Below are 15,796 nucleotides of genomic sequence, written 5' to 3'. Positions count from 1 at the left end.
GTAGCGCAACAGATCGCTACGCGCTTCTCTTTTCTCGGCGGCCGACCGCCGTCTGGGGCTGATAGGCGGATCGGCGGATGCGTGGGTGAGGGGGCGGTCGGCCTGCAGAAAGGGTTCTTCGACCGTTTGTGGGGCGCGAATGGCCCTTCGGGTAGCCGAATGACGACCTTTCTGATGCCAGGCTCCGTCTGGCTCCGAGTGGCACCGAATCCGCCTCCATCCCGTCACCAAAGAGGCATGAACGGGGCGCTTGCGCCCTTGTCATCACTCACGACGGCCGCCAGTCGCCGATCCGGCGGCAGCGCGTAGCGGTCTCGGGCGCCCACCCGCCGCAGACGGGCGTCAGCCGCCGAGAAGGATCGGCCACGTAGCGATCTGGTGCGTCATCAGCCCCAGACGGGCGGCGGTCGCCGAGAAAGGAGAAGCGCGTAGCGATCCGTTGCGCTACCAGCCCAGGACGGGCGGCGGTCGCCGGGGAGAGAGGAGCGCGTAGCGATCTGGGGCGTGGGGTGGCGGGGTGGGGATCTGGGCGTTGGCCGGTGGTGTTCTGGTTGCTCGGAGCGGGAGGGGTGGGGCTCCGATGGGGCTTTCCTGTCCTGTCCCCCATGCCGTTCCTTCGGGGGCTTCCCGGCAGTCTTTCGGCGTTCCGGGGCGGGGTGGCCTGTCAAGGGTGGCCGAAGGCCATCGCGAAGCGACGCGACGAAGGAGCGCCCTTGACAGGCCGCCCCGCCCCGGAAGGACGATGGGACTGACGGGCAGCCCCCGACCCCTCTCGTGATGCGGGCGCGCCGGAGCTCCGGCCCCTGTGATCCCCTTGAGGAAGGTGGTCCCGGCTGCGGGCGCCACGGCCGGTTCCGGGCCCGCCTTGAGCTCGGAGGCCCGGCGTGGACGGCTTCTGCGCATGCCGCGTCTTCTATGTCGCCCGGGCCGGTGCGTCCGGGACGTAGATGCTGACCTGGTGGGTCGTCGGGTGGTGCAGGCGGCCGCAGAACATGTCGATGCGGAGCAGACGCGGGTCGGTGACCCTGCCCTCCTCCTGCAGGCGGCGGACGTACGCCCTCAGCTCCGCCTGCTCCTGCGTCGAGAACAGCGGCTCCCAGTGGCCCGGCGGGAGCTCCGCCGGGCGCAGCCCCCGTTCCCTGTCGCGCTTGCGCTTGCGCTTGCGCTGACCCGGCATGTGCGTCGGTTCCCTTCAGAGGTACTGCGCGTAGTCGTCCAAGGTGCGCAGCACCTCGTCCTCCTCCGCGGAGGGGAGTTGGAGGACGACCTCCTCGATGCCCAGTTCGGCGTAGTGCGCCAGCTTGCCCGGGTTGGGGCGGACGGCGTACGGGACCACCTGGAGCGACTTCGGGTCGCGTCCCGCGGCCTCCCAGACGCGGCGCAGCACCGGGAGGGATTCGGTGAGGCCGCCGCCGCCGATGGGGAGCCAGCCGTCGGCCTGGTCGGCGACGGCGGCGAAGAGCTTGGGGCCGGCCGCGCCGCCGAGGAGGGTGCGGGGGCCGTGGAGGGGCTGGCCGGGGCCGAGCTCGCGGGGCGGCTGGGCCGGCTTGGGCCAGGCGGCGCTGGCCTGGACGGAGGCGTACTGGCCGACGTAGGCGGCCGGTTCGGGGGCCCAAAGGGTCCGCATGAGGGCCATGCGGTCGCGGACGAGTTCGCGGCGCGTGCGCCATTCGACGCCGTGGTCGGCGGCCTCCTCGACGTTCCAGCCGTAGCCGACGCCGAGGGTGAAGCGGCCGCCCGACAGGTGGTCGAGGGTGGCGACCTGCTTGGCGAGGACGATGGGGTCGTGCTGGGCGACGAGGGTGATGCCGGTGCCGAGGCCGAGGCGGCTGGTGACGGCGGCGGCCTGGCCGAGGGCGACGAAGGGGTCGAGGGTGCGCCCGTACATCTCGGGCAGCTCGCCGCCCATGGGCGCGGCGGTGTCGCGGGCGACGGGGATGTGGGTGTGCTCGGGCAGGTAGAGCCCGGCGAAGCCGCGTTCCTCGAGGCTGCGGGCGAGGCGGACGGGGGTGACGGAGCGGTCGGTCAGGAAGATGGTCGTGGCGATCCGCATGGGCGAGGCAACCTCCGTGGCGTGGTAGGGCCAAAGCTACGGTGTCCGGGCCGGGAGCGGCAGGGGGCGGCCCCGCGGGCGGCGGGGGTGTCGGTCAGCCGCGCGGGTAGCGGGCCAGCCAGCCCGGGGCGGCGGTGGTCGGGGTGTGGAGGGCGGGGCCCTGGGTCATCTCCAGGGCGAAGTCGTCGGCGAGTTCGAGCAGGGTGGCGCGGCCTTCGAGCTCGGCGAGCCAGGCGGCCGGGAGGGCGGTCTCGCCGTGGAGGGCGCCGAGGAGGGCTCCGCACAGGGCGCCGGTGGCGGTGGAGTTGCCGCCGAGGTTGACGGCGAGGCGCAGGCCGTGCGGGACGTCGTCGGCGGCGAGCGCGCAGTGGACGGCGGCGGCGAGGGTGGCGGCAGCGTCGGGGGCCGCGTCGGGGGCGGGGGCGCAGGCGGCGGTGTCGGGGGCGGCTGCGTCGGGGCCTGCCCCTGCGGGGCCTACGCCCGCTGAGCCCGCGGTGTTGTGGTGCGGGGTTGGGCTGGTGCCTGCGGCGGCGGCTGCGACGGCGTACTGGAGGGCGTCCGTGACGGGCTGGTGGCCGGGGCGGGAGCCGAGGAGGCCGAGGGCGCGCTGGACGGCGGCGTCGGCGGTGTCGCCGCGGGTGAGGCCGTGGACGATGACGGCGAAGGCGCCGGCGGCCAGGTAGGCGGTGGGGTGCCCGTGGCTCTGGGCGGCGCACTCGACGGCGAGTTGCAGGACGAGGGCGGGCTCCCAGCCGATGAGCAGGCCGAACGGGGCGGAGCGGGCGGTGGCTGCGGCGTCTCGGGCGGTGGGGTTCTTGGGGCGGGCGAGGGTGCCGAGGACGGTGTCGGCGAAGCCGGTCAGGGAGTTGCGGTCGGGGTCGCGGCGGGCGTAGAGCCATTCCTCGCGGGCGAGCCAGCCGTTGTCCTTGCGGCGCTCGTCGGGGCCCCAGTCGTGCTGGGTGGCGAACCAGCGCAGGTAGGCGCGGTGGACGTCGGTCGGCGGGTGCCAGGTGCCGGTGTCGCGGCGTACGTGGGCGCGGATGAGGCCGTCGATGGTGAACAGGGTGAGCTGGGTGACGGAGGTGATGGCGCCGCGGCGGCCGTGGGCGGGCGCGGGGCCGGTCAGGCCGTGCGGGCCGTGGGCCTCGCGGATGGCGTCGGGCGTCAGGCCGGCGAGGGGGGCGCCGAGGGCGTCGCCGAGCGCGGCGCCGAGGAGGGTGCCGCGGATCCGGCTGCGGAAGTCCTGCTGCTCGGCGCGGCCCCACAGGCCGGAGGCAAGTGGGGACCGCCCGCCGAGGGTGGCTCCGGGCGGTGCGGCGGCGGTGGTCGCGGGGCGGGGGCGGGGGCCGGGCACGGCCTGCGCCGGCGGGGCGGGGGCGGGCGCCGGCGCGTTCGCCGCCGGGGGAGTCGGGGGAGTCGGGGCCTGCGCGGCCGCTGAGGCGGGGGCTGCACCGGCCGCACGTGCTGCTGCCGTCTCTGCCGTCTGTGCCGTCTCTACCGTCTCTGCCGTCTTTGCCGTCTCTGCTGCGCTCGTCGCCGTGTCCATGGTGCTCCCCCCGACCCCGCTTGCTCTGGCGCGCACTGTAGTGGACATGCCTGATCAAAAGCGGAAGGTGGCGGTCGCGAGCCTCGCGGGGGAAGGGGGAAGGGCCGGATTGTGGCCGGGGTGCCGGAGCCGGGCGGTGGTCCGGACGGCGGTGATCTTCGCAGGTGGAAGCGGAGTGGCACGTTTTGCCACTTGCCTTCGGGGTGGCCGGTTTCGGCCATGTGCTGTTCACGCGGAGTTCCGCGGTCGCCCGGAGCCTGGGCGTCATGAAGAAGGCATTCCTCGCGGCGGCCGTCGTCACCGGCGCGCTCACCGCCTCCCTGGTCGCGGCCCCTGCCGCCACCGCCGCCGCCGCGGCCTCCGCGGGCTGGGACCTGCCCTGGGCCGGGCACCACCACGGCCGCACCGCCATCCCGTTCACGGAGGCCACCGTCACCGCCGGGGCCGACGGGTCGTACGCCCTGCAGTGGAAGGCGCCCGGCGTGCGCCGGGTCGAGGTCAAGGCCGGCGGCAAGGTCGTCGCCGCGGGCGGGGCCGAGGGGCGCGCCGTCGTCACCGGGCTGCCCGCCGCCGACCGCCAGTGGTTCGACTTCACCCCCGCCCGCGGCGGGTCGCTGCACCTCGCCGACCGGCTGATCCGGCTCGAAGGCACCGTCAACTTCCGCGATGCGGGCGGCTATCGGACCGCCGGCGGGCAGTGGGTCAAGATGGGCGAGGTCTACCGCTCCGACGCGCTGGACAAGCTGACCGAGAACGACCTGGCCAAGCTGCGGCGGCTGCGGGTGCGCAATGTCTTCGACCTGCGGATGGAGAGCGAGCGTACGAAGGACCCCGACGAGGTGCCTGCGGGCGCGGCGTACACCGTCGCCGACGTCTTCGCCGGCTCCGGGGCGTTCGCCGCTGCCCCGAGGACGCCCGAGGAGGCGGCCCGGGCCATGGTCGACGCCGAGAAGGCGATGGTCTCCGGGGAGGGCGGGAAGGCCGCGTACGCCGGGGTGTTCCAGGGCATGGAGCGCGACCGCGACCGCGCGGTGCTCTTCCACTGCACGGCGGGCAAGGACCGCACCGGGTGGGGTGCGGCGGCGCTGCTGACGGCGCTGGGGGTGCCGCGGGAGACGGTCATGGCGGACTACCTGGCCAGCAACGACTACCGGCGGGCGGCCAACGAGGCGCTGCTGGCGCGGATGCCGGTGCAGCAGGCGGCCGTGTACAAGCCGATGCTGGATGTGCGGGCGGAGTACCTGGACTCCGGGTACGAGGAGGTGAAGGTGCGGTACGGCACCTTCGACCGCTACCTCAACGACGCTTTGGCGGTCACCCCGCGGGAGTTGACCCAGCTGAAGAAGGACCTCCTGGTGGGCTGACCGTCCGCCCGTCCGCCCGTCCGCCCGGTGCGCGGAGCCGGGGTGGGCGGCCGGGCCGGCGGACCGCCGCTGCGCGGAGCCGTTTCCCCACCCCGCCCCTTCCCGAAACCGGGGCCTGCGGCCCCGGCCCCCGCCGACTGCCCGGGCCCGCTCGGCACGCCCGCCCCGCACCTCGTCCGGTACCCCGCCGGGCTCTGCCGGCGCCCCTGCGCGGGCTCCGCCCGGCATCCGCCCGCTGCCCGGGCCCGCTGGGCACGCCTGCCCCGGACCTCGTCCGGCCTTCCCCCCGGGCTCGACCCGGCGCCCCTGCCCCGGGCTCGACCCGGCGCCCCTGCGCGGGCTCCGCCCGCATCCGCCGGGTGCCGGGCGCCCGGCACCCGTGCCCCGGACTTCGTCCGGCCGGGCTTTGTCCGGTACTACTGCCCGGGCTCGGCTCAGGCGCCGCGCGGGCTGATGCGCCTCCGGCGTTCGAAGCCGAGGGTGCGGTACGTGCAGCCCCGCCGGCGTGTGAGGCGCGGGGTCCGGGGCGGCGCCCCGGGAGCCCGGCGGATCCGCCGCCCGGCGGGTTCAGTCCAGGACGGGGAGGAGCGGCGGGAGGTGGCCGTCCGAGGCGGCCGCGGCGCGCCGGCGCTCCGGCGGGACCTCGCCGTACAGGGTGGTGCGGGGCTTCGCGGGGCGGCCCGCGGCCTCCGCCACCGCCACCAGGTCCCGGACCGACTTGTACGAGCCGTAGCTCGACCCCGCCATGCGGGAGATGGTCTCCTCCATCAGCGTCCCGCCCAGGTCGTTCGCCCCGGAGCGCAGCATCTCCGCCGCGCCCTCCGTGCCCAGCTTCACCCAGCTCGTCTGGATGTTCGTGATGTGCGGGTGCAGGAGCAGCCGGGCCATGGCCGTCACCGCCCGGTTGTCCCGGACCGTCGGCCCGGGCCGGGCGATCCCCGCCAGGTACACCGGCGCGTTCGTGTGGATGAACGGCAGCGTCACGAACTCGGTGAAGCCGCCCGTCCGTTCCTGGATGCGGGCCAGCGTCCGCAGGTGGCCGAGCCAGTGCCGCGGCTGGTCCACGTGCCCGTACATCATCGTCGAGGAGGACCGGATGCCGAGTTCGTGCGCGGTGGTGATCACGTCGATCCAGTCCGCCGTCGGCAGCTTGCCCTTGGTCAGGATCCAGCGGACCTCGTCGTCGAGGATCTCCGCGGCCGTGCCGGGGATGGAGTCCAGCCCGGCCTCCTTGGCGGCGGTCAGCCAGTCCCGTACGGACATGCCCGTCCGCGTCGCGCCGTTGACGACCTCCATCGGGGAGAAGGCGTGCACGTGCATGCCCGGCACCCGCCGCTTCACGGCCCGAGCGATGTCGAAGTACGCCGTCCCCGGCAGGTCCGGGTGGATGCCGCCCTGCATGCACACCTCGACCGCGCCCACCTCCCAGGCCTGCGCGGCCCGCTCGGCGACCTGCTCCAGCGACAGCGTGTACGCGTCGGCGTCGGTGCGCCGCTGCGCGAACGCGCAGAACCGGCAGCCGGTGTAGCAGACGTTGGTGAAGTTGATGTTCCGCGTGACGATGTACGTGACGTCCTCGCCCACCACCGACCGCCGCAGCTCGTCCGCGATCCGGCACAACGCGTCCAGCGCCGGTCCGTCCGCGTGCAGCAGCGCGAGCGCCTGCGCGTCGGTCAGCCGGGTCGGGTCGTCGGCGGCTTGGGCGAGCGCGGCCCGTACGTCGGTGTCGATGCGCTCGGGCCGCATCCCGGGGGCGGCGGCCTCGCGCAGGGCGTCCCAGTCGCCGTAGACGTGGTCGAAGTCCTGGCGCCGGTCGCCGGTGCGGCCCTCGGTGTCGATGGCGGTGTGCAGGTCGGTGCGCCCGGCGGCGGTGAAGACCTCCTCGGGCTCCTGCCACGGGTGCCCCTCGACGGTGGCGTCCGGACGGGCCAGACCGGTGTCCGGATCGGCCAGCGCCCGTACGTGCGGCAGCAGCCGCGGGTCGAGCCACGGCTCGCCGCGCCGAACGAACTCGGGGTACACGCACAGCCGCTCGCGCAGCTCGAACCCGGCCGCGGCGGACTGCTCGGCGAGCAGGTCGATCTGCGGCCAGGGCCGTTCGGGGTTGACGTGGTCGGGGGTGAGCGGGGAGACGCCGCCCCAGTCGTCGATGCCGGCGCCGATGAGGCGGGCGTACTCGCCGTCGACCAGGTTGGGCGGAGCCTGCAGGCAAGCCGAGGGCCCCATGATGTGCCGGGCGACGGCGACGGTCGCGACCAGGTCGTCCAGCTCCGCATCCGGCATGCCGCGCATCGCGGTGTCCGGCTTGGCGCGGAAGTTCTGGATGATCAGCTCCTGGATGCCGTGGTACGCGCGGGCCGTGCGGCGCAGCGCGAACAGCGACTCGGCGCGCTCCTCGTACGTCTCGCCGATGCCGATGAGCAGGCCGGAGGTGAAGGGCACGGAGGAGCGGCCGGCGTCCTCCAGGACGCGCAGCCGTACGGCGGGCTCCTTGTCGGGGGAGCCGAAGTGCGGGCCGCCGGGCTCGGACCACAGGCGGGTGGCGGTGGTCTCCAGCATCATGCCCATGGAGGGGGCGACGGGCTTGAGCCGCTGGAAGTCGGCCCAGGACATCACGCCCGGGTTGAGGTGGGGGAGGAGGCCGGTCTCCTCCAGGATGCGGATGGAGATGGCGCGGACGTAGGAGATGGTGTCGTCGTAGCCGTGCGCCTCCAGCCAGGCGCGGGCCTCGGGCCAGCGGTCCTCGGGCTTGTCGCCGAGGGTGATGAGGGCTTCCTTGCAGCCGAGGGCGGCGCCGCGGCGGGCGATGTCCAGGACCTCGTCCGGGGACATGTACATGTTGTGGCCGGCGCGGCGGAGCTTGCCGGGGACGGTGGCGAAGGTGCAGTAGTGGCACTTGTCGCGGCAGAGGCGGGTGAGCGGGATGAACACGCTCTTCGAGTACGTGATCACGCCGGGGCGGCCGGCGGCGGCCAGGCCGGCGTCGCGGACCCGGGCGGCGGATGCGGTGAGGTCGTCGAGGTCCGCGCCGCGCGCCTGGAGCAGCACGGCCGCCTCGGCGGCGTCGAGCGCCACGCCGTCGCGGGCGCGGCGGAGCGCGCGGCGCATCGCGTTCTCGGTCGGCCCGGGGGGCGGGGCGGCCGGGCCCGGCGCGGGGGCCGGGGCGGCGGCTTCCGGGTCCGGTTCCGGGTCCGGGCTCGGGGCGTCACTCGAAGGGGTCATGCCGTGAGCATACGATCCGGGCTCGCGCCGACAGGGTGCGTCCCGGCCCTCACCGCATCAGCTCCCCGGCGTTGACCAGCAGGGACTGGCCGGTTATCGCCCGGGCCCGGTCGGAGGCGAAGAACACCGCGGCGTCGGCGACGTCCCCGTCGGTGGCCAGGTCGGGCAGCGCCATCCGCCGGGTGAGGCGGCCCCGCACCTCGGCTTCGGGGATGCCCTCGGCGTGCGCGGTGAAGGTGACGAAGGCCTGGACCGGCGGCCCCCACATCCAGCCCGGCAGCACGGTGTTGACCCGGATGCGGTGGGGGCCGAGCTCGCGGGCCATGGAGTACATGGCCGAGGTCAGCGCCCCCTTGGAGGCGGCGTACGCGGCCTGCTGGACCTCGCTCGGCGCGGCCACGGCGGACTGGGTGCCGATGATGACGACGGAGCCGCCGCCGGGGCCGGCGGTTCCGGCCTTGAGGGCGGGGAGGCAGGCCCGCGTCATGCGGAGGGTGCCGAGCAGGTTGACGTCGAGGACCTGCTGCCAGGTGTCGAAGTCGGCGTCCTGGATGCCGCCGAAGCAGGAGTCCAGGGCAGCGACGTGCACGACGGCGTCGATGCCGCCGAACCGCTCGACGGCGAGGGCGGCGAGGGCCGCGCACTGCGCCTCGTCGCAGATGTCGGTGGCGCGGTGGGCGGTGTGGGTGCCGTCCGGGTCGATCTCGGCGGCGGATTTGACGAGATTCGCCTCGGTGCGCGCGCCGAGCACGGCGTTCCCGCCCTCGCGTACGACGGCGGCCGCGACTTGGTGCCCGAGGCCGGCCCCGACGCCGGAGACGACGACCGTCTTCCCTTGCAGCAGCATGTGCGATCGCCTCCCGGAGCGCCGCGGGCGGCGCTGATGCTGTCGCGGTACGAGTGAATTTGACGCGGCGTCAGGTTAGGTGGGGGGCGCCAAGGAGGGAAGGGGTCGGGGCGGGAGTCGCGTGCATGGCTCGTGCGCCGGCGGTTCCGTCTTCTTCTTGGCCGGTGTCGGCGTCGGTGTCGGTGTCGGTGTCGGTGTCGGTATCGGCTTCGGCTTCGGCTTCGGCTTCGGCTTCGGCTTCGGCTTCGGCGCGTTCGATCTGGCTTGAATGTCGCCGATCGCCCGCATAAACGCATCCGGCTTCAAGATCACCGCTTCGAGGTAAACCGGCGCTCTTTCAGGGGGCGGACGGGTGCACCGACGTTACTGTTCCCCGGGATCTGGACGTACATCCAGAATCCCGGGCATTCATCCTCTTTACTCCTCATCCCTCTTTTTCACCCCACCGGTGGCGCGCAGGTGCGCCGGTCGCCGCCCTTGCGAAGGAGAGCTCGCCCGCATGACCGTCGAGACCAGTCCCGAGGCCCGGCCGGAGCTGCCCCCGCAGTCCAGCCTGAGCACAGCGGCTGCGCGCAACCTTGCCAGCACGACCAAGTCCGCCCCGCAGATGCAGGAGATCACCTCCCGCTGGCTGCTGCGGATGCTCCCCTGGGTCGAGACCAAGGGCGGCACCTACCGGGTGAACCGCCGCCTCACCTACACCGTCGGCGACGGACGCATCGAGTTCGTCCAGGACGGCGCGAACGTCCGCGTGATCCCGCGCGAGCTCGGCGAACTCGCCCTGCTGCGCGGCTACGACGACGAGGAGGTGCTGAACGCCCTGGCAGGCCGGTGCGTGCAGCGCGACTTCCGCGCCGGCGAGGTACTGGTCGAGCGCGGCACCCCTGCTGAACGGATTCACCTGATCGCACACGGCCGGATCAGCAAGACCTCGGTGGGCAAGTACGGCGAGGACGTCGCCGTCGCCGTCCTCGCCGACGGCGACCGCTTCGGCGAGCACGCGCTCCTCGACGGCGACGGCACGTGGGACTACACCGCCACCGCCGAGACGCCCGGCACGCTGCTGACCCTGACGCGGTCCGACTTCCACGCCATCCTGGGCACCGCGCCGACCCTCCAGGCGCACATCACGCAGTTCAGCGCGCTGCCGCACCAGCGGCAGAACCGCCACGGCGAGGCCGAGATCGCGCTGTCGGCCGGCCACACGGGCGAGCCGGAGCTGCCGGGCACGTTCGTGGACTACGAGGTCAACCCGCGCGAGTACGAGCTCTCCATCGCGCAGACCGTGCTGCGGGTCCACACGAGGGTCGCGGACCTGTACAACGGACCGCACAACCAGACCGAGGAACAGCTGCGGCTGACCATCGAAGCGCTGCGCGAGCGGCAGGAGCACGAGCTCGTCAACAACCGCGACTTCGGCCTGCTCCACAACGCGGACTTCAAGCAGCGCATCCAGACCCACTCCGGCCCGCCGACCCCCGACGACCTCGACGAGCTGCTGTGCCGGCGGCGCGGCACGAAGCTCTTCCTCGCCCACCCGCGGACCATCGCGGCGATCGGGCGGGAGCTCAACGCCCGCGGGCTGTACCCGGACCACGTCGACGTCGGCGGGCAGTCGGTCCCGGCGTGGCGCGGAGTGCCGATCCTGCCGTGCAACAAGATCCCGATCAGCAAGGAGAACACCAGCTCGGTGATCGCCATGCGTACGGGTGAGGACAACCAGGGCGTCATCGGCCTGCGCCAGACCGGCCTGCCGGAGGAGTACGAGCCGGGGCTGTCGGTGCGGTTCATGGGCATCGACGAGCGGTCGATCATCTCGTACCTGGTCACGACGTACTTCTCGGCCGCGATCCTGGTGCCGGATGCGCTGGGCGTGCTGGAGAACGTGCAGATCGCCCGACGGCACGACTAGGGGGCGGGGGCCGGGCCGGGCGGGCCGGGCGGTGGGGGCGGTCTGACGGGGGCTGGTCGGTGGTCGCTGGTCGGTGGTCGCTGGTCGGTGGTCTCTGCCGGCCGGGCCGGGTGGCCGGGGCAGCCGCGTTGGTCTGGGCGCTCTGCTTGTGTGGCTGTTGTGGTCGCTCCGATTGCTTCGGCTGCCTGGGTGGCTTCGGCTGCTTCGGTCGCTCTGGCCGTGTCGGTCGCTCTGGCTGTGCCGGTCGATGCGGCCGATGGGTCGATGCACTGGTCCGACGGCCAGGCCGGTCGCTACGGCGGGCATGGCCCGACGGGGGTGCCGGGCTGACGGAGCGGCAGCCGAGTGGGCCCCGGGCCTGAGGCCCCGGCGCCCGAGGGGCCGGACCCGGACGGTCTGCAGAGCAGGAAGGGCTCAGGCCGGACGGCTGTAGGGCTTGGCGGCTACCGGTCTCTTGGACCTGGCTTCGGTCCGGTGGACCTGATGGTCCGGGGCCTGGCGGCCTCGTGTCTGGCGGTCCGAGGCATGCCGGTTGCAAGCCCGGCAGGGGTTCGGTGCTGGCGGTCACGGGCCCGGGCCCCGCCTGGTGCCCGAGGGCCTGACGGCCTCGGGGCCGAGGCCCCGTGGCCCGATGGGCCGGGTGTCGCCTCGGTCCGGAGCCTGCGGCTCCGGAGTCCGGCCCGGCCCGACGGCCGCGGGGCCTGGCGGCTCCGGTGGCCCGCAGGTTCCGGGGCGACGGTGCCTGCGCTTGTCGGCCGGAGCCTGACGGTCCTGCGCCCTGGCGGGCGGGGCCCGAGGGTTCGGCGGGCGGCCCCGAGGGTCCCCTCCCGGCCGTCGGCCCACCCGTACGGACTCTTGGTCGCCGCCACGGCGGCTGCGGTAGCCCGGGCAGTCCCGGGTCGGACGAGCGTGCCCGGGATCCGGGTCAGCCCAACCACCTCATCAAGGAGCTACGGATGCCCGTTCCCGGGCCTTCCCCGCTGCAGTCGAGCCTGCCCGGAGCTGCGGCTCGATTCGGGGCCCACGTCCTCGCGGCCGCGGTGCAGTCCGCCGCCGGCGCCGAAGCCGCCGTCGGAGGGCGGCCCAGTCTGCCGGGGCCGCCTTCGCCGGCGGTGCCGAACACCGGGGCCGTTCCGGCCGTACCCGCGGCTGTCGCCGCGGCCCCGGCGGCCCCGTCGACCCCGGCGGCCGTCCCCGCCGGCGTCGTGGCCCAGCCCGGTGCCGCGGCCGGCGCCGAAGCCCCCGGCGGCGGGCGCCCCGGCCTGCCGGGCCCGCCTTCGGTGACGGCACTCGGCTCCGGGGTGCGGGCTGCCGCGGGGGATGCCGCCGTGTCGGCCGTGCCCGTCGGGTGGCCCGGGCCCCCCGCGGGGAGCCCGACCCCGCCCGCCTCGGTCGCGTCCGCCGCGGCCCCTGCCTCGGTCGCGTCCGCCCCCGCCTCGGCGGCGTCCGCCGCCCCCGTGCAGGGGGCCCGGCCCGCCGTGCGCGCGCCCCGCGCCGCGCTGGAGCGGCTCCTGCGGGGGCCCAGCGGGCTCGGCACCGGCGGGCTCTCCCTGGCCCGGCGGGGCGCCGCCCCGCCCTCGGCCGCGGGACCGGGGCTGCCCGCGCCCCCGCCGGAGGCCCCGTCACCCGAACCCGCCGGCCGGCCCATCCCCGGCCTCTACTACCACCCGGTCCCCGAGCCCGACCCCGCCCGCGTGGCCGAGGTCAGCCGCCGGATCAAGGCCTGGGCGGTGGAGGAGGTCCAGCTGTATCCCCCGGAGTGGGAGGACCAGTTCGACGGGTTCTCCGTGGCCCGTTACATGGTCGCCTGCCACCCCGACGCCCCCACCATCGAGCACCTCATGGCCGCCACCCGCCTGATGGTCGCCGAGAACGTGGTGGACGACTGCTACTGCGAGGACCACGGCGGCTCCCCCGTCGGCCTGGGCGGCCGCCTCCTCATGGCGCACACCGCCCTCGATCCCCTCCACACCACCACCGAGTACGCCCCCGGCTGGGCCGAGTCGCTGCACTGCGACGCCCCGCGCCGGGCCTACCGCTCCGCCATGGCGTACTTCGCCGAGCTGGCCACCGCCTCCCAGGCGGACCGTTTCCGTCACGACATGGCCCGCCTGCACATGGGCTACCTCGCCGAGGCCGCCTGGGCCGAGACCGACTACATGCCCGAGGTGTGGGAGTACCTGGCGATGCGCCAGTTCAACAACTTCCGCCCCTGCCCCACGCTCACCGACAGCATCGGCGGGTACGAACTGCCGGCGGACCTGCACGCCCAGCCCGCCATGCAGCGGGTCATCGCGCTCGCCGGCAACGCCACCACCATCTCCAACGACCTGTACTCGTACACCAAGGAACTGGCCAGCCCCGGCAAGCACCTGAACCTGCCCGTGGTGATCTCCGAACGCGAGGGCCTTTCGGATCGGGACGGCTACCTGAAGGCGGTCGAGGTCCACAACGAGCTCATGCACGAGTTCGAGGCCGCGTCCGCCGAACTGGCCGCCGCCTGCCCCGCCCCGAGCGTGCTGCGCTTCCTGCGCGGCGTGGCCGTCTGGGTCGACGGCAACCACTACTGGCACAGCACGAACACCTATCGATACAGCCTGCCCGACTTTTGGTAAGGATGGATTTATCCGTGACCAGCACCGTCAGCACCACCACCTTCATCCCCGCCCCCGCCACGCCCTACCAGGGGGACATCGCCCGTTACTGGAACGCCGAGGCCCGGCCGGTGAACCTGCGCCTTGGTGACGTGGACGGCCTCTACCACCACCACTACGGCATCGGCGACGTCGACCACGCCGCGCTGGGAGACCCCGCGGACGGCGAGTACGAGAAGAAGCTGATCGCCGAGCTGCACAGGCTGGAGTCGGCCCAGACGGATGTCCTCCTGGACCACCTCGGCTCCATCGGCCGCGAGGACACCCTGGTCGACGCCGGCTGCGGCCGCGGCGGGTCGATGGTCATGGCGCACCAGCGGTTCGGCTGCACGGTGGAAGGGGTCACGCTCTCCTCCAAGCAGGCCGATTTCGCCAACGGCCGCGCCCGCGAGCTCGGCATCGAGGAGTCGGTGCGGGCCCGCGTCTGCAACATGCTCGACATGCCGTTCGAGACGGGGCAGGCAGCGGGCTCGTGGAACAACGAGTCCAGCATGTACGTCGACCTGCACGACCTGATGTCGGAGCACAGCCGCATCCTGAAGGTGGGCGGCCGGTACGTGACCATCACCGGGTGCTGGAACCCGCGGTACGGCCAGCCGTCGAAGTGGGTCTCGCAGATCAACGCCCACTTCGAGTGCAACATCCACTCCCGGAGGGAGTACCTGCGCGCCATGGCCGACAACCGGCTTGTGCCGCAGGCCGTGATCGACCTGACGCCGGCGACGCTGCCGTACTGGGAGCTGCGGGCCACGTCCTCGCTGGTCACCGGGATCGAGGAGGCGTTCATCAACTCGTACCGGGACGGGTCGTTCCAGTACGTGCTGATTGCGGCTGACCGGGTCTGACCCGGCTCGGCTGTTGTACGGAGGTGAGGGCCCTGCCCGCGGGGGACTGCGGGTGGGGCCCTTGCTGTGCGAAGGGCTGGGGTGAGGGGTGCGGGGTGAGGGGTGCGGGGTGAGGGGTGGAGGGGGCGGGCGGGTCGGGGGCGGGCGGGGTCGGAGGGGTGCCCGGGGGCTGCCCGCCAGTCCCAGTGTCCTTCCGGGGCGGCCGCCGGCCTCAAGGGCGCTCCTTCGTCGCGTCGCTACGCGATGGCCTGCGGCCACCCTTGACCCCGACGACCGCCCCGGAACGACAAGGACTGTCGGGCGGCCCCCGGGGGAGGGGGAGGGACGGCCCGGGGGGACCTACGGCCGCGCGAGCCGCGTCGGTTGGTGCCCGGCGGCTTTGGGGTGCGCATCAGATCGCTACGCGCTCCTGCCGTCTCAGCGGCTGCTGCGCCTCTTCGCTACGAAGTCGGCCCAAGCGGTGGGGGAGAAGGTGAGGTGGGGGCGGGCGATGTCCTTGGAGTCCCGGACGTGGACGCGCTTGGCGGTGCGGGCGACCTCGACGCAGGAGTCTCCCTCGCTGCCATCGCTGTAGCTGCTCTTGAACCACGCCAGCTCAGGGTTGTGGGTCATGTCTCTCCCAGGACGTGCTCGATGAAGGCCACTGACTCCCTCGGGGTGAGAGCCTGGGCCCGGATCATGCCATAGCGCAGTTCCAAGATCCGGAGCTGCCGCGGGTCGGAAACAGGCCGCCCGCCGAAGGCTCCCTCGGACCGCCCGACTGCCGAGCCGTCGCCAAACTTGAGCACTTCGATCCCGCCGTCCATACCGGCGTGAACTTCGACATCAAGCGGCATCACCTGGAATGCGATGTTGCGCAACTGAACCACCTCCAGCAGATGTTCGAGTTGCCGCCGCCTGACCATTGTGCCCCCGATACGACGCCGTAGGGTCGCCTCTTCCTGGACGAAGCTGAGCGACGGAGCAGGGTCACGCTCAAAGATCGACCTGCGTGCGGAGCGTGCGGCCACGAACCGGTCCACCTCGGACGGTGAGTAGGCAGGCTGCCGCATCTCGAACAGCGCTCGGGCGTACTCCTCGGTCTGCAACAGGCCATGTATGCCGTGGATCCGGTAGGCGCCGATTTCGACCGCACGCGACTCCATTTTGGCCAGATCGCGGACCCGCTTCGGGTAACGGGCCTGCTCCACGTCCCGTTTCATGGCCGCTACGCGGCCCCCGGCGGCGAGTGCCTCGTCGGCCTTGTCCAGGTACTCCGGGCGCGGGATGCGTTTGCCGGCGCACCCACTCCCGACGTGCCCGACATCCTCAACGCCCCGTACCCACACCGTCGCTGCGGACAGGCAGGACAAG

General features: G+C 73.6%; 10 protein-coding genes and 1 pseudogene. 4 read left to right on the top strand and 7 right to left on the bottom strand.

All coding sequences use genetic code 11. From position 1 onward, the window contains the following. Window positions 1-913 precede the first annotated feature (913 nt). The 3 genes from AB0953_RS11150 to AB0953_RS11140 form a co-directional block, all read right to left on the bottom strand. Entirely contained in the window at window positions 914-1,177 is a 264-nt protein-coding gene (locus tag AB0953_RS11150) for a hypothetical protein (protein ID WP_366859118.1), read from the bottom strand. A 15-nt stretch (window positions 1,178-1,192) separates the two neighbouring features. Next, window positions 1,193-2,053: an LLM class F420-dependent oxidoreductase gene (locus AB0953_RS11145; RefSeq protein ID WP_366859117.1), complete on the bottom strand. Its 861-nt coding sequence runs from the start codon at window positions 2,051-2,053 to the stop codon at window positions 1,193-1,195. A gap of 94 nt (window positions 2,054-2,147) precedes the next feature. After that, window positions 2,148-3,320: an ADP-ribosylglycohydrolase family protein gene (locus tag AB0953_RS11140; RefSeq protein WP_366859219.1), complete on the bottom strand. Its 1,173-nt coding sequence runs from the start codon at window positions 3,318-3,320 to the stop codon at window positions 2,148-2,150. A gap of 545 nt (window positions 3,321-3,865) precedes the next feature. Between AB0953_RS11140 and AB0953_RS11135 the strand changes: the two genes are divergently transcribed. After that, entirely contained in the window at window positions 3,866-4,963 is a 1,098-nt protein-coding gene (locus AB0953_RS11135; protein WP_366859116.1) for a tyrosine-protein phosphatase, read from the top strand. A gap of 567 nt (window positions 4,964-5,530) precedes the next feature. On the opposite strand, the gene AB0953_RS11130 is transcribed toward AB0953_RS11135, so the two are convergent. Further along, complete coding sequence (locus tag AB0953_RS11130; RefSeq protein ID WP_366859115.1) at window positions 5,531-8,185, bottom strand: bifunctional FO biosynthesis protein CofGH; 2,655 nt, start codon at window positions 8,183-8,185, stop codon at window positions 5,531-5,533. 49 nt (window positions 8,186-8,234) lie between these two features. Next, window positions 8,235-9,032, bottom strand: coding sequence for an SDR family oxidoreductase (locus AB0953_RS11125; RefSeq protein ID WP_366859114.1), 798 nt, complete (start codon window positions 9,030-9,032; stop codon window positions 8,235-8,237). A 499-nt stretch (window positions 9,033-9,531) separates the two neighbouring features. On the opposite strand from AB0953_RS11125, the gene AB0953_RS11120 reads away from it, so the two are divergent. The 3 genes from AB0953_RS11120 to AB0953_RS11110 all read left to right on the top strand — a co-directional run bounded on the left by AB0953_RS11120 (window position 9,532) and on the right by AB0953_RS11110 (window position 14,443). Beyond that, complete coding sequence (locus tag AB0953_RS11120) at window positions 9,532-10,944, top strand: family 2B encapsulin nanocompartment shell protein (protein WP_366859113.1); 1,413 nt, start codon at window positions 9,532-9,534, stop codon at window positions 10,942-10,944. Between the two features lie 1,328 nt (window positions 10,945-12,272). Further along, entirely contained in the window at window positions 12,273-13,559 is a 1,287-nt protein-coding gene (locus AB0953_RS11115; RefSeq protein WP_366859218.1) for a family 2 encapsulin nanocompartment cargo protein terpene cyclase, read from the top strand. 2 nt (window positions 13,560-13,561) lie between these two features. Beyond that, window positions 13,562-14,443 carry a geranyl diphosphate 2-C-methyltransferase gene (locus tag AB0953_RS11110; RefSeq protein WP_366859112.1) on the top strand — a complete coding sequence of 294 codons (882 nt, stop codon included), beginning with the start codon at window positions 13,562-13,564 and terminating at the stop codon, window positions 14,441-14,443. A gap of 417 nt (window positions 14,444-14,860) precedes the next feature. Here AB0953_RS11110 and AB0953_RS11105 read toward each other — a convergent pair whose 3' ends face one another. Both AB0953_RS11105 and AB0953_RS11100 read right to left on the bottom strand, forming a co-directional pair. After that, window positions 14,861-15,055, bottom strand: coding sequence for a DUF397 domain-containing protein (locus AB0953_RS11105; RefSeq protein WP_366859111.1), 195 nt, complete (start codon window positions 15,053-15,055; stop codon window positions 14,861-14,863). Beyond that, window positions 15,052-15,720, bottom strand: a pseudogene (locus AB0953_RS11100) (DUF5753 domain-containing protein); the annotation flags it as partial. The pseudogene AB0953_RS11100 and the gene AB0953_RS11105, both read right to left, overlap by 4 nt. Window positions 15,721-15,796 lie beyond the last annotated feature (76 nt).

The organism is Streptomyces sp. NPDC046866 (genome assembly GCF_040704625.1).
GTDB lineage: Bacteria > Actinomycetota > Actinomycetes > Streptomycetales > Streptomycetaceae > Streptomyces.
Note: the sequence above shows the minus strand (reverse complement) of the source record. Positions and strands in the feature narration are given on the sequence as shown.